12 protein-coding genes, 1 pseudogene and 1 riboswitch are annotated in these 13,335 nt (G+C 66.8%); of the genes and pseudogenes, 12 read left to right on the forward strand and 1 reads right to left on the reverse strand.

Going from position 1 to position 13,335, the window contains the following annotated elements; translation table 11 throughout:
* The first annotated feature begins 97 nt into the window (after window positions 1-97).
* From metK to ribD, 8 genes and pseudogenes are all read left to right on the forward strand, one after another.
* Window positions 98-1,309 carry a methionine adenosyltransferase gene (gene metK / locus A5788_RS07945; protein WP_005202699.1) on the forward strand — a complete coding sequence of 404 codons (1,212 nt, stop codon included), beginning with the start codon at window positions 98-100 and terminating at the stop codon, window positions 1,307-1,309.
* A gap of 64 nt (window positions 1,310-1,373) precedes the next feature.
* Window positions 1,374-3,305, forward strand: a complete 1,932-nt coding sequence (locus A5788_RS07950) for a primosomal protein N' (protein ID WP_005202701.1) — start codon at window positions 1,374-1,376, stop codon at window positions 3,303-3,305.
* Between the two features lie 39 nt (window positions 3,306-3,344).
* Entirely contained in the window at window positions 3,345-4,289 is a 945-nt protein-coding gene (fmt, locus tag A5788_RS07955) for a methionyl-tRNA formyltransferase (protein WP_005202703.1), read from the forward strand.
* Window positions 4,286-5,659: an RsmB/NOP family class I SAM-dependent RNA methyltransferase gene (locus tag A5788_RS07960; protein ID WP_064870780.1), complete on the forward strand. Its 1,374-nt coding sequence runs from the start codon at window positions 4,286-4,288 to the stop codon at window positions 5,657-5,659. Before fmt ends, A5788_RS07960 begins: the two co-directional genes overlap by 4 nt.
* 161 nt (window positions 5,660-5,820) lie before the next feature.
* Window positions 5,821-7,080: pseudogene (locus A5788_RS07965) on the forward strand (DUF222 domain-containing protein).
* Between the two features lie 232 nt (window positions 7,081-7,312).
* A complete protein-coding gene (locus A5788_RS07970; RefSeq protein ID WP_005202714.1) occupies window positions 7,313-7,879 on the forward strand; it encodes a GtrA family protein in 567 nt (188 codons plus the stop codon).
* Between the two features lie 10 nt (window positions 7,880-7,889).
* Entirely contained in the window at window positions 7,890-8,588 is a 699-nt protein-coding gene (gene rpe, locus A5788_RS07975; protein WP_231894377.1) for a ribulose-phosphate 3-epimerase, read from the forward strand.
* Window positions 8,589-8,607: 19 nt separating this feature from the next.
* The gene (gene ribD / locus A5788_RS07980) at window positions 8,608-9,591 is read left to right on the forward strand and encodes a bifunctional diaminohydroxyphosphoribosylaminopyrimidine deaminase/5-amino-6-(5-phosphoribosylamino)uracil reductase RibD (protein WP_005202717.1); all 984 of its coding nucleotides are present in this window, start codon (window positions 8,608-8,610) and stop codon (window positions 9,589-9,591) included.
* Window positions 9,592-9,594: 3 nt separating this feature from the next.
* Here ribD and A5788_RS07985 read toward each other — a convergent pair whose 3' ends face one another.
* On the reverse strand, window positions 9,595-9,852 hold the full coding sequence (locus A5788_RS07985; RefSeq protein ID WP_005202719.1) for a lipopolysaccharide assembly protein LapA domain-containing protein: 258 nt from the start codon (window positions 9,850-9,852) through the stop codon (window positions 9,595-9,597).
* 185 nt (window positions 9,853-10,037) lie between these two features.
* Window positions 10,038-10,195, forward strand: a riboswitch (FMN riboswitch).
* Between the two features lie 120 nt (window positions 10,196-10,315).
* Here A5788_RS07985 and A5788_RS07990 point away from each other — a divergent pair.
* The 4 genes from A5788_RS07990 to A5788_RS08005 are packed head-to-tail and all read left to right on the forward strand — an operon-like array spanning window position 10,316 to window position 13,312.
* Window positions 10,316-10,966, forward strand: coding sequence for a riboflavin synthase (locus tag A5788_RS07990; protein WP_005202721.1), 651 nt, complete (start codon window positions 10,316-10,318; stop codon window positions 10,964-10,966).
* 5 nt (window positions 10,967-10,971) lie between these two features.
* Entirely contained in the window at window positions 10,972-12,324 is a 1,353-nt protein-coding gene (locus A5788_RS07995; RefSeq protein WP_039854555.1) for a bifunctional 3,4-dihydroxy-2-butanone-4-phosphate synthase/GTP cyclohydrolase II, read from the forward strand.
* Window positions 12,321-12,809 carry a 6,7-dimethyl-8-ribityllumazine synthase gene (ribH, locus tag A5788_RS08000; protein WP_005202726.1) on the forward strand — a complete coding sequence of 163 codons (489 nt, stop codon included), beginning with the start codon at window positions 12,321-12,323 and terminating at the stop codon, window positions 12,807-12,809. Before A5788_RS07995 ends, ribH begins: the two co-directional genes overlap by 4 nt.
* 17 nt (window positions 12,810-12,826) lie before the next feature.
* Window positions 12,827-13,312, forward strand: a complete 486-nt coding sequence (locus A5788_RS08005; RefSeq protein WP_085941911.1) for a PH domain-containing protein — start codon at window positions 12,827-12,829, stop codon at window positions 13,310-13,312.
* The last annotated feature ends 23 nt before the right edge of the window (window positions 13,313-13,335 follow it).

Here is a 13,335-nt window from a genome sequence, read left to right on the forward strand (position 1 = left end):
GACGAGTGTGTAGTTTGTAATCCACGAGACCACCAACGGCGACCATTCGAGTTTGCCGTGTGCTCCCACTGGGGGGACACGAGTTTGAGAGGATCAGATGACCAGCTCTGCGTCACGCCTGTTCACCAGTGAGTCGGTCACGGAGGGCCATCCGGACAAGATCTGCGACGCGATCAGCGATTCGGTCCTCGACGCCATCCTCACCGACGATCCGAAGGCCCGCGTTGCCGTGGAGACCCTCGTCACCACAGGGCAGGTTCATGTGGCGGGAGAAGTCACGACCACCGCCTACGTCGACATCCCCGGCATCGTCCGCAGCAAGATTCTCGAGATCGGCTACGACTCGTCGACCAAGGGCTTCGACGGCGCGTCATGCGGTGTGAACGTAGCGATCGGTGCGCAGTCGCCCGATATCGCGGGTGGTGTCTTCAATTCGCACGAGAGCCGCAGCGGCATTTCCGAGGACGAGATCGACGCGCAGGGCGCGGGCGACCAGGGACTCATGTTCGGGTACGCCACCGACGAGACCCCCGAGCTGATGCCGGTTCCGATCGCGCTCGCTCATCGGTTGTCACGTCGGCTGACCGAGGTTCGTAAGAACGGCACGCTGCCGTACCTGCGACCCGACGGCAAGACCCAGGTCACCATCGAATACGACGGCGACAAGCCGGTCCGACTCGACACGGTCGTCGTCTCGACCCAGCACGCAGCCGACATCGACCTCGAGAAGATGCTCACCCCTGACATCAAGTCGCAGGTGATCGATCCGGTCCTCGCCGAGCTGGATCTGCCCGGCTTCACCACCGAGGGCTACCGACTGCTGGTCAACCCCACGGGCAAGTTCGTGCTCGGCGGTCCGATGGGCGACGCAGGCCTGACCGGACGCAAGATCATCGTCGACACCTACGGCGGCATGGCTCGCCACGGCGGCGGTGCGTTCTCGGGTAAGGATCCGTCGAAGGTCGACCGCAGCGCGGCGTACGCGATGCGGTGGGTCGCCAAGAACGCTGTCGCTGCCGGTCTTGCCAGCCGCATCGAGGTGCAGGTCGCCTACGCCATCGGCAAGGCAGCTCCCGTCGGACTCTTCGTCGAGACCTTCGGCACCGAGAAAACCGATCCCGAGGTAATCCGCAAGGCGATCTCCGAGACGTTCGATCTGCGTCCGCTCGCGATCATCCGCGACCTCGACCTGTTGCGCCCCATCTACGGCCCGACCGCGGCCTACGGCCACTTCGGACGCACCGATCTGGACCTGCCCTGGGAGAACACCGACCGGGCCGACAAGCTGCGCTCGGCAGCGGGTCTCTAAGACATAAGCCGAAGTTCTGCAGAAAGAACGTGCAGCGTCGAAGCCGGTCGCGAAGGTCCTGCCCATGCTCGGGCTGGCCCATCTCGACCGGCCTTTCGACTATCTGATCGACGCCGAGCAAGATGCCGATGCCGCCCCGGGGGTCCGGGTGCGGGTTCGGTTCTCCGGCCGACTCGTCGACGGATTTCTTCTCGACCGCGTCGAAGAATCCGAGCATCCCGGCAAGCTGGGGTGGCTCGAACGGATCGTCTCGCCCGAGCCGGTGCTCTCACCCGAGATGATGCTCGTCTGTCGTGCGGTGGCCGAGCGCTACGCGGGCACGATGTCCGACGTGATCCGACTTGCGGTGCCGCCTCGACACGCGCGCACCGAAAAGGAGGAGACGCCTGCACCGACGTCGGACGTCGTCGTTCCCGAACCTGACGGGTGGCGTGCGTATCTCAACGCCGACTCGTTCCTCGACTCGCTCGCCGAGGGTGCTCCGCGGGCGTTGTGGCAGGCGACGCCGGGGGAGGACTGGCCGGCACGACTCGCCGAGCTCGCGGCGCAGGTCGCCGCGGCGGGGCGCGGTGTGGTCGTCGTGGTACCCGATCAACGTGACCTCGACCGATTGTCGGCGGCGTGCGAGCCGCTGCTCGGCGACCGGTGCGTGACCCTCGCCGCAGGACTCGGCCCGACCGCCAGGTATCGGCGATGGTTGTCTGTGCGTCGAGGCGCGGTCGACGTCGTACTCGGAACCCGCAGTGCGGTGTTCGCCCCCGTGCACGATCTGGGGCTGATGGTCATCTGGGACGACGGCGACGACAGCCTCGATGAGCCGCGAGCGCCGTATCCGCATCCACGCGAGGTCGCGGTGTTGCGGGCGCACATCGAGCGCGCCGGACTCGTGATCGGTGGTTTCGCACGAACCGCCGAGGCGCAGGTGCTCGCCGAGGCCGGCTGGGCCCACGACCTCGTTGCCGCGCGAACGACGGTCCGCGACCGCAGCCCCAGGATCGACGCGATCAGCGACGAGGATGCGCGCGTGGCACGTGATCCGTTGGCGCACAGCGCACGCATACCCGAGGTGGCGTTCGACGCCGCGCGAAAAGCCATCGCCGCCGACACCCCGGTCCTGTTCAGCGTGCCTCGGCGCGGATACATCCCGTCGCTCGCGTGCGCCCGGTGTCGTACCCACGTGCGCTGCAGGTCGTGTCATGGGCCGGTGCAGATGGGCGCCGACCAGCAGCTCACCTGCCGATGGTGTGGCCGGATCGAGCTGCGTTTCCGCTGCGTCGAATGTGGCGGTACCCAGGTCAGGGCGCTCACGACGGGCGCACGCCGTACTGCCGAGGAGTTGGGACGCGCGTTTGCGGGTGTCCCGGTGCTCACCAGCGGCGGCTCGTCGATCCACGACCGAGTCGACGGTGGGGCGCGCGTCGTCGTGTCGACGCCGGGTGCAGAGCCGGTTGCCGACGGCGGTTACGGAGCGGCGATCGTCCTCGACACGTGGGCGCAGCTCGACCGATTCGACCTGCGTGTCGACGAGAACGCGGTCCGCCGCTGGATGGCGATCGGTGCGCTGATCCGTGCGCGCCACGAGGGCGGTGCGATGGTGATCGTTGCCGACGCGTCGCTGAGCCCGGTGCAAGCGGTCATCCGGTGGGATCCGGTGGGTTTCGCCGCGCACGAACTCGGCAATCGGGTCGAGTTGGGTTTTCCGCCCGCGGTGACGATGGCCTCGATCGACGGCGACACCGCGTCGATCAACGCGTTCACCGATCTGATCGAATTGCCCGCCGGCGCAGACGTTCTCGGTCCTGTGCCACTGCCACCGGGCGTCCGGCCCCCCGCTGGTGTTCCCGACGGCGCCGAGATCGAACGCATTCTGGTGCGGACCGATCGCCGACACGGGCGAGAACTGACGGCGGCGCTGACCGAGGCGCAGGTGCGCCGCAACACACATCACGAGACCGGGCCGATCCGTGTGCAGGTCGATCCACCTACCATCGGATGAGCGCAATGTCTGCGCCCAACGACGCCGAAGGAGTCTGACGTGCGGATCGTGTTCGCCGGAACACCCGAGGTCGCGGTGCCCTCATTGCAGCGACTGCTCGAGTCGGCCGACCATGAGGTCGTCGGTGTGATCTCGCGACCCGATGCGGTCGCGGGGCGTGGTCGTAAGGTGTCGCGGTCACCGATCGCCGAACTCGCCGATGTGAACGGCATCGAGGTCATCACTCCGCGTCGGATGTCCGACGCGGAGGTCGCCGACGCACTCGCGCGGTGGCAACCCGACGTCGGAGCCGTGGTCGCCTATGGCGGGCTGATTCCGCCCGACGTTCTCGAGATCCCACCGCACGGGTGGATCAATCTGCACTTCTCGGTGTTGCCCGCATGGCGCGGGGCCGCACCGGTACAGGCCGCGATCGCCGCCGGTGACGAGACCACGGGCGCCAGCACCTTCCTGTTGGAGAAGGGCCTCGACACCGGCCCCGTCTACGGCGTGCTGACCGAGACGATCCGGCCGACCGACACCAGCGGAGAGCTGCTGGAAAGGCTGTCCGACGCAGGGTCGACGCTCCTTCAGTCCACTCTCGACGGGATCGCCGCGGGTGCGTTGTCGCCGGTGCCGCAGCCTGCAGAGGGAGTCAGCCACGCACCCAAGGTCGAGGTCGACGACGCGCGGGTCCGGTGGGATCTGCCCGCGCACCTGCTCGATCGACGTATCCGTGCCCACACTCCCGCACCTGGCGCGTGGACGACACTCGGCGACGCGCGCGTGAAGCTCGGCCCGGTCGGCCTCGTCGGCTCCGACGACCCGTCCGCGCCGAAGGATCTGGCTCCCGGGCGCGTCGTCGTCACCAAGAAGGTGGTGTTCGTCGGTACGGCCACAGATCCCGTGCGGCTCGGGTGGGTGCAGCCGCCGGGCAAGAAGCAGATGCCCGCCACGGATTGGGCGCGTGGTGCGCGACTCGACGACGAGACGGTGCTGTCATGAGTGATCCGAAACTGCGGAAGAAGGCCGCCGATCCGGTACGCGAGGTCGCACGCGACGTCCTGCGCGCGGTCCGTGAGCGCGACGCCTACGCCAACCTCGTACTCCCGAAGCTGTTGCGAGAGCGCAAGATCACCGGACGCGACGCCGCGCTGGCCACGGAACTGACTTACGGCACCGCGCGTGCACTCGGCACTCTCGACGCGATCATCGCCGCGGCCGCGAATCGTCCGGTGTCCGAGATCGACGGCGACGTTCTCGACGTACTACGTCTCGGTGCCTACCAGTTGCTGCGTACCCGCATCGGCGCACACGCGGCGGTCTCGACGTCCGTCGATCTTGTTCGTAGCGAAAAGGGCATGGGCCCTTCGGGTTTCGTGAACGCCGTGCTGCGCAAGATCTCTCAGCGCGATGAGGACCTGTGGGTCGACGAGTTGGCACCGCCGATCTGGGACGACCTCGTCGGGAACCTGGCGTTCCGATACGCGCACCCGCGCTGGATCGCGGAGGTGTTCTCCGACGCTCTCGGTGGCTCCGCGGGCGAACTGCAGGCCGCGCTCGCCGCCGACGACGACCGGCCACCCGTACATCTCGTCGCCCGCCCGGGACTCATCACCGCAGAGGAATTGGCGCTGACGAGCGGTGGCGAGGTCGGTCGTTACTCGCCGTACGCCGTGTACCTGCCGGGTGGCGACCCGGGCGACATAGAGGCCGTGCGACAGGGCTATGCGGGAGTTCAGGACGAGGGGAGTCAGCTCGTTGCGCGAGCCGTCACCGCCGCCGACATCGGTGAGGACGGCGGTCGATGGCTGGACATGTGCGCAGGCCCCGGCGGTAAGGCTGCGTTGATCGGCGCGATCGCCGACATCGACGGTGCGCATCTCGACGCCGTCGAGGTGAGCGAACACCGCGCCGACCTGATCCGGGGTGTCACCCGCGACATGCCTGTCGACGTCCACGTCGGCGACGCGCGCAATCTGACGCCCGAGACTGGCTTGGCCCCCGGCTACGACAGAATTCTGCTCGACGCCCCGTGCTCGGGACTCGGCTCGCTTCGTCGTCGACCGGAGGCCCGCTGGCGGCGAACTCCCGACGACGTCACCGAACTCGTGGGTCTGCAGCGTGAATTGCTCACGGAGGCTTTGCGAATGGTCCGCCCCGGCGGCGTCGTCGTCTATTCGACGTGCTCGCCGCACCCCGCGGAGACGACCGAGCTCGTCGCCTCTGTTCTCGACGACGTCCCGGAGGCTCGCCAACTCGACGCCCGACCACTCGTCGGCACCGAGGAGATCGGCGACGGCCCACACGTACAACTCTGGCCCCATCGGCAGGGCACCGACGCGATGTTCCTGGCCGCGCTGACGAAGGAGTGATCACTGCTCCTCGACGTGCTCGCACCGTCGCCTTCCCGATCGAAAATGCCTGCGACGCCGCCTGATTCGAGGTAGTCTAGAACAAACATTCGACGGCGTCCGGGGGTCTCGTGTTCGCAGAAACCAGCGATCTGGAATCGCTGGTTTCTGCGCTCGGTGAGATGCCTGCCGCCGAGTCCGAAGCCGATGCCGCCGCTCGGCTCACCGTTCTGGAAGAGATCAAATCCGCCTGTGCCGCAGCACAAGCGCGTGAGGCGGCGCGGTTGGATGAACTCCGTCGCGCCGATGAACAGCAGCGTGGAGTACCGAAAACCAGGCAAGGCCGGGGACTGTCGGCTGAGATCGGAATTGCGCGAAAAGCCTCTCCGCAGAAGGGGTCTCAGTATCTCGGGTTCGCGCGGGCGATCGAGCACGAGATGCCCCACACACGCGACGCGCTGGCGTCGGGTCGGCTGACGGAATGGCGTGCCACAATCCTGGTTCGCTAGACTGCCTACCTCACCCGCGAAACGCGCGAGGAGATCGACCGACGGGTCTGCGCGGATCCGACGACGCTCGACGGCGTCGGCGACTGTCAACTGGAGGCACTCGCGAAGCAGCACGCGTACGAGTTGGAACCCCGGGCCGTGGTGGATCGAAAAGCGAAGGCCGAGAAGGATCGTCGAGTATCGGTACGTCCGGCGCCCGATCTGATGACTCAGTTGTCCGCGCTGCTGCCGATGAAGCAGGGAATCTCGGTCTACGCGGCACTCAAGCGGTACGCCGACTCGGTCGTCGGTGCAGACGACCGCAGCCACGCGCAGATCATGGCCGACACGCTCGTCGAGCGGGTCACGGGACAGGCATCAGCCGGCGCCGTGCCCGTCGCGGTCAACCTCGTCATGTCGGCCGACACGATGCTCGGGGGTGAGAAGGCGGCGGAGGTTCCGGGATACGGGCCGATTCCGGCGTCTGTTGCGCGCAGGCTCGTCTCCGAGGGCTTCGATCCCGACAGTGAGACCACCTCGACCCTGAGACGCCTCTACGCAAGGCCGTCCGACGGCACCTTGGTCTCGATGGATGCCAAGTCGCGGTGCTTTCCCGCGGCGCTGGCGCTCTTCGTCGCCCGGCGCGACAGACGATGCAGGGTTGCCTACTGCAACGGCCACGTCGAACACATCGACCACATCCTCGCCCACCGCAGCGGTGGAGCAACGACAGCCGAGAACGGGGAGGGGCTGTGCCGTCTTCACAATCTGGTCAAGGAACTGCCCGGTTGGAAGTACCGTCGGCGCACCGAGTTCGGCGACATCACCGTGATCGACGTCATCACACCCTCGGGGCGCGAGCACCGAAGCACGTCGCCGCCCGCTGTCGGCTTCCGGCCGGCGGGGGAGAGCGCGCTCGAGACCGAACTGGCGGCGCTGATCAACGCAGCGTGACGTCGGTTGCGTAGCCGACGATGACGAGGGGTTCCGCCGACCTCGTCGTCGACGACGACGAGCGCACATCACCTATGGCAGATGGGCGAAATTCACCGCATTCAGAGCACACAATTATCGTCATTTCCGACGGCGCGCTGATTCTCGGTGCGGGAGTTTGAGCGTTGACCACGTATATTGCCCATACGTGAACGATCTTCGCGCAGCCCGGTACGCCGAACACATACGTAGCATGGGCCAGTTTGTCCGTTTCGGCATTGTCGGAGCGTGCGGAGTCGTCGTCAATATGGTCGTCGCGATCCTGCTGAACAAGGCCCACGGTGGTACCACGAAGGCGAACGACGTGGTGTGGCACGTCAGCGGCACCGACTTCAACCTTCGCTTTACGGTTATCGTCTGGATCGTCGGATTTCTCGTGGCGAATTGCGTGAATTTCCAGCTGAACCGCACGTGGACGTTCAAAAGTGCCAAGCATGCGAGCTGGTGGTCGGAGTTTTGGCCATTTCTCGCCGTCGGCAGCGTCGCTGCGATCGTCGGCATGTTCCTGAAGGTCGGCTTCACCAATCCGACGTCGCCGATCTACCTCTCGTCGTCGTTCTTCCACGAGGGTGCAGGCCTGCATTCGCGCGAGTACTGGGCCCAGATCATCACGATCGTGATCACGATGCCCATCAACTTCGCCGTCAACAAGCTGTGGACGTTCCGCGCGGTGCGGACACCGATCGCCGCGCGTGAAGAGCAGGTGCCGCCGGCTGCCTCCGCGGAACCTGCCACATCGTCGGGCCCGGTGGACAGTTAGATTGACTGCCATGACTGACGCCAACACGCCGATGATCGCGCCGTCGATTCTCTCCGCCGATTTCGCCAATCTCGCAGCCGAATCTGCTGCGGTCGCGCATCCGGGCAGCACTCGCGCCGACTGGCTGCACGTCGACGTGATGGACGCACATTTCGTCCCCAACCTCACGCTCGGGCTCCCGGTCGTCGAGAGCCTGCTCAAGGCAACCGACATCCCCCTCGACTGCCACCTGATGATCGACGACCCCAAGCGCTGGGCGCCGCCGTACGCCGAGGCCGGGGCCTACAACGTCACCTTCCACGCGGAGGCGACCTCGGATCCCGTCGACGTTGCGCGCGACATCCGCGCGGCAGGGGCAAAGGCCGGCCTCGCGATCAAGCCGAACACGCCGCTCGAGCCGTATCTGGAGATCCTGCGCGACATCGACACGCTGCTCGTGATGAGTGTCGAGCCGGGCTTCGGCGGACAGAAGTTCATCGCAGAGGTGCTGGAGAAGGTCAAGATCGTGCGCACAATCGTCGACTCGTCGGATCTGCGACTGCTCGTCGAGATCGACGGCGGAATCAACGCCGACACCATCGAGCAGGCCGCCGAAGCGGGCGTCGACTGCTTCGTCGCGGGTTCGGCTGTCTACGGTGCCGACGATCCCGGTAAGGCTGTCGCAGCGTTGCGCGAGCAGGCCGCCACGGCCAGGGCTCGTGTCGACTGACAAACCCCTCGATTCCTCGATGCGGTCAGCCATCGAGGAATCGGTCGGCGCACTGGGGCTCAGCTCTCCCAACCCGCCCGTCGGGGCGGTGATCGTGTCGCCCGATGGCGAGATCATCGCGCGGGGCCACACGCAGCCGCCTGGCGGGCCGCATGCCGAGATCATGGCGCTGCGTGCTGCGGGAGACGCCGCGCGCGGCGCAACCGCGGTGGTGACACTCGAACCGTGCAATCACACCGGCCGCACCGGCCCGTGTTCGCAAGCCCTGATCGACGCGGGGATCGCGCGCGTGGTGTTCGCGGTTGCCGACCCCAACCCCACCGCCAGCGGGGGAGCAGGGCGGCTGCGCGACGCGGGCGTCGACGTCGAATCCGGTCGCCTCGACGTTGAGGCGCGCACCGGCCCACTGCGCCACTGGCTGTTCACGCAGGAGCACGGCAGGCCGTTCGTCACCGCGAAGATCGCGTCGACCGTCGACGGTCGGGTGGCCGCACCCGACGGCACGAGTCGTTGGATCACCGGCCCACAGTCACGGGCGCGCGCACACCGCCAGCGCGGACAGATCGACGCCATCGTCGTCGGCACCGGAACCGTGCTCGCCGACGATCCCTCGCTCACCGCACGCCTGCCCGACGACACTCTCGCGCCACACCAACCGGTCCGGGTGGCGATGGGGTTGCGCGACGTCGAGACCTCGGCCCGCATCCGCGACGACGCCGCGCCGTTTCTGCAGGTGCGCAGCCACGATCCGGCAGATGTCCTCGCCGCGCTACCCGAGGCCACCTGGGTGCTCGTCGAGGGCGGACCGGCGATCATCGGCGCCTTCATCGACGCGGGTCTCGTCGACGAGATCGAGGCCTACGTCGCGCCGACGGTGCTCGGCGCAGGTGCTGCTTCGGTCGATCGGCCAGCGCTCACGACCCTCGCGCAAGCGCAGCGATTTGTCACCACCGACGTCGAGCGACTCGGTGACGACGTCCTCATCCGCATGGCGCGCGACTGAACCCTACTTTCGCTTCAAGCGGTTCCGGCCGATGAACCATCCCGCGATCACGCCCGCGAGCGCGATGATCGTGAGGACGAGCCACAACGACGCTCCGACGTGGATGAACAAGAAATTGATGCGCACGTGCTGCGTGTTCTGCGCGATGAAGATGACGCCCACAACGATGAGCACGAGTGGAATCCAGTTGCGTGCGGCGAGTCCGAGCAACTTCGACGACGTCGTCTGCCCTGTTGAACTGCCCTCGGTGTTCGCGGTCATTGCGACACCGCCTTCCCATGAGTTTGAACCAAAGCGGCTGTACTGAACTTTGCGGTTGTACTGACTCTGCGGTGGGCGATGAACGCCCGCTGATCGGAATTATCACCCGGTGAGGGGCACCGGTGGCGGATTGCGGGTTTCGGGTGAGTGTCGCACCGCTTCACCTGCGTGCTAGCGTCGAATGCAGACGTTCTCGGGGCGGGGTGAAAGTCCCCACCGGCGGTGAGTGGTCGCGATCAGGTCGCGTCGACAAGCCCGCGAGCGCCCGGCCGCCAGGTCGGGGTCAGCAGATCCGGTGTGATTCCGGAGCCGACGGTCATAGTCCGGATGCGAGAGAACAAGACGGCACAGGTGTGCCGCCCTGTCCGCCCCACGCGGGTTGCCCATTGTGTTCGCGCAGAACACGGCGGGTTATCCGGAACGCAGTGGGTCGCCCGCAACGAGGGCAGGACAGGAGCGCATATTGTTCACCGGCATCGTCGAAGAACTCGGCACGATCGTCGCGCGCGACGACCTTTCGGATTCGGCCCGATTCACCATTTCCGGACCGCTGGTCACCTCTGACGCCTCACACGGAGACTCGATCGCGGTCAACGGTGTGTGCCTGACCGTAGTGGAGTTGTCGTCCGACGGCGCGTTCACGGTCGATGTGATGGCCGAATCCCTCAATCGCAGCTCGCTCGACGTCCTCGCGACCGGCAGCCGCGTCAACCTCGAACGCGCCATGGCCGCAGACGGCCGCTTCGGTGGGCACATCGTCCAGGGTCACGTCGACGGAACCGGCACGGTGACCGCGGTGACGCCCTCCGAGCACTGGACCGTCGTGCGGATCGCCGTTCCCGACACACTGTCGCGCTACCTCGTCGAGAAGGGATCGATCACCGTCGACGGTGTGTCCCTCACCGTGTCCGCCATCGGTGGCGACCCCGCTGGGCAGGGGCAGAGCTGGTTCGAAATTTCCCTGATCCCCACCACGTTGAACGAGACGAACTTGGGTACGGCGCAGGTGGGTGCCGTGGTCAACCTCGAAGTCGACGTCATCGCCAAGTACGTCGAACGTCTTGCGTCGGCAAACACCACCGCAACACCCGCGGACGCAGCAGGAGTGAAGTGACACAGATGAGTACCGAAAACACCGTTGCCGACCACACCGTCGCCGACCACACCGTCACCGACAGCACGGCCACGCACACGACGGTCGACTTCGACACCGTCGAGCGCGCCATCGCCGACATCGCTGCCGGCAAGGCAGTCGTTGTGGTCGACGACGAGGACCGCGAGAACGAGGGCGACCTGATCTTCGCCGCCGAGAAGGCAACTCCGGAGCTCGTTGCCTTCATGGTGCGCTACACGTCGGGCTACCTGTGTGTGCCGCTCGACGGCGACACCTGCGACCGACTCGGCCTACCCCCGATGTACTCGGTCAACCAGGACAAGCACGGCACCGCCTACACCGTGACGGTCGACGCGCGTGAGGGCATCGGCACAGGCATCAGCGCGTCCGACCGCGCGACGACTATGCGCAAGCTCTCCGACCCGGCCAGCACGGCCAACGACTTCACCCGACCGGGCCACGTCGTGCCGCTTCGCGCCAAGGACGGGGGAGTCCTTCGACGCCCCGGACACACCGAAGCCGCTGTCGACCTCGCGCGCCTCGCAGGCTTCACCCCGGCGGGCGTGATCTGCGAGATCGTCTCGCAGAAGGACGAGGGTTCGATGGCGCAGACTCCCGAACTGCGGGTCTTCGCCGACGAACACGACCTCGCACTCATCTCGATCGCCGACCTCATCGCGTGGCGTCGTCGGCACGAGAAGCACGTCGTGCGCGTCGCCGACGCACGCATCCCGACCCGGCACGGAGAGTTCCGCGCGGTCGGCTACACGAGCATCCACGACGACGTCGAGCACGTCGCGTTGGTGATGGGCGACATCGCGGGAGACGACGGAACCGGCAGCGACGTGCTGGTCCGCGTGCACTCCGAATGTCTGACCGGTGACGTGTTCGGATCACTTCGCTGTGACTGCGGTCCGCAACTCGACGCCGCGATGGAGATGGTCGCCGCGGAGGGCCGCGGTGTGGTGCTCTACATGCGTGGCCACGAGGGCCGCGGCATCGGGCTGATGCACAAGCTGCAGGCCTATCAGCTGCAGGACGCGGGTTCTGACACCGTCGATGCCAACCTTCAGCTCGGGCTGCCCGCCGACTCGCGCGACTACGGACTCGGCGCACAGATCCTCGCCGACCTCGGCGTCACCTCGATGCGGTTGCTCACCAACAACCCCGCGAAGCGGGTCGGTCTCGACGGATACGGTCTGCAGATCGTCGAACGCGTGCCGATGCCGGTGCGCGCGAACAAGGAGAACCTGCGGTATCTGCGCACCAAGCGCGACCGCATGGGCCACGACATCATCGGACTCGACGAACCGCTAGCCGACGGCGCAGCGGTCGCAGGTGAGGCAGGACAGGCATGAGCGGCCCGGGCGAACCCGAACTCGACCTCGGCGATGCAGGCGATATCTCGCTCGCCATCGTGTCGTCGCAGTGGCACGCAACGATCTGTACCGCGCTCCTCGACGGTGCCGTGCGGGAGGCAGCCAAGCGCGGCGTCGATGACCCGACCATCGTCCAGGTCGCCGGGGCCATCGAGCTGCCGGTCATCGTGCAGGCGCTGGCCCGGACCCACGACGCCGTGGTGGCGCTCGGGGTCGTGATCAAAGGCGAGACGCCACATTTCGAATACGTCTGCGACGCCGTGACCGCGGGACTGACCCGTGTCTCGCTCGACGAGTCGACGCCGGTCGGCAACGGCGTCCTGACCACGCTCAACGAGCAACAGGCACTCGACCGTGCCGGTCTGCCCGACTCCAAAGAGGACAAGGGTGCACAGGCAACGGCCGCGGCGTTGGCGTCGGCGCTCACGCTGCGTGCGTTGAGCACCGCCGGATCGCCCACGTGACCGAGAGCCGTCAGCACATGGCGTCGACCGACACGTCCGAGCGCGGCGATGCCGAGTGGGACATGGTCTACCGACCACGCCGACTCGCGCGGATCGCCGTCGTCGTCGCCGTCGTCGTGCTGGCCATCCACATCGTCTTCGGTGTGCTGCTGACGATCTCCGACACCGGCCCGGAGAACATCGGGGCGTCGGACCAGGCGGCGATCATCATCATCGGACTGATCATCGCGGCCGCCATTCTGCTGTTCACCCGACCGCGGCTACGCGTCGGAAAGCAGGGCGTATCGGTGCGCAACCTGTGGGGAGACAGACTGTTCGAGTGGGATCGAGTGCGCGGTTTGACCTACCCCGACCGCGGATTCGGTGCGCAGTTGCTCCTGCCTGCGGACGAGCACATCCCTGTGCTCGCGGTCCAGGCGGGCGACGGGGACAGAGCCGTCGAGGCGATGGATCGCTATCGCGAACTCGCGGCGCGGTACCAGAGCGGTTCGACACCGACCTGACCGGCGGGTGCACCGCTCTGGTC

Origin of the sequence: Gordonia sp. 852002-50816_SCH5313054-c, assembly GCF_001665925.1 — a bacterium.
Lineage (GTDB): Bacteria > Actinomycetota > Actinomycetes > Mycobacteriales > Mycobacteriaceae > Gordonia > Gordonia jacobaea.

Excerpts from the sequence above, each read along its gene's own strand:
- A5788_RS07960 (WP_064870780.1), top strand. The coding sequence starts at position 4,286 with ATGAGTGATCCGAAACTGCGGAAGAAGGCCGCCGATCCGGTACGCGAG.
- ribD (WP_005202717.1), top strand. The coding sequence starts at position 8,608 with ATGCGGTCAGCCATCGAGGAATCGGTCGGCGCACTGGGGCTCAGCTCT.
- A5788_RS08005 (WP_085941911.1), top strand. The coding sequence starts at position 12,827 with ATGGCGTCGACCGACACGTCCGAGCGCGGCGATGCCGAGTGGGACATG.
- ribH (WP_005202726.1), top strand. The coding sequence starts at position 12,321 with ATGAGCGGCCCGGGCGAACCCGAACTCGACCTCGGCGATGCAGGCGAT.
- A5788_RS07950 (WP_005202701.1), top strand. The coding sequence starts at position 1,374 with ATGCTCGGGCTGGCCCATCTCGACCGGCCTTTCGACTATCTGATCGAC.
- A5788_RS07995 (WP_039854555.1), top strand. The coding sequence starts at position 10,972 with ATGAGTACCGAAAACACCGTTGCCGACCACACCGTCGCCGACCACACC.
- A5788_RS07985 (WP_005202719.1), bottom strand. The coding sequence starts at position 9,852 with ATGACCGCGAACACCGAGGGCAGTTCAACAGGGCAGACGACGTCGTCG.
- rpe (WP_231894377.1), top strand. The coding sequence starts at position 7,890 with ATGACTGACGCCAACACGCCGATGATCGCGCCGTCGATTCTCTCCGCC.
- metK (WP_005202699.1), top strand. The coding sequence starts at position 98 with ATGACCAGCTCTGCGTCACGCCTGTTCACCAGTGAGTCGGTCACGGAG.
- A5788_RS07970 (WP_005202714.1), top strand. The coding sequence starts at position 7,313 with ATGGGCCAGTTTGTCCGTTTCGGCATTGTCGGAGCGTGCGGAGTCGTC.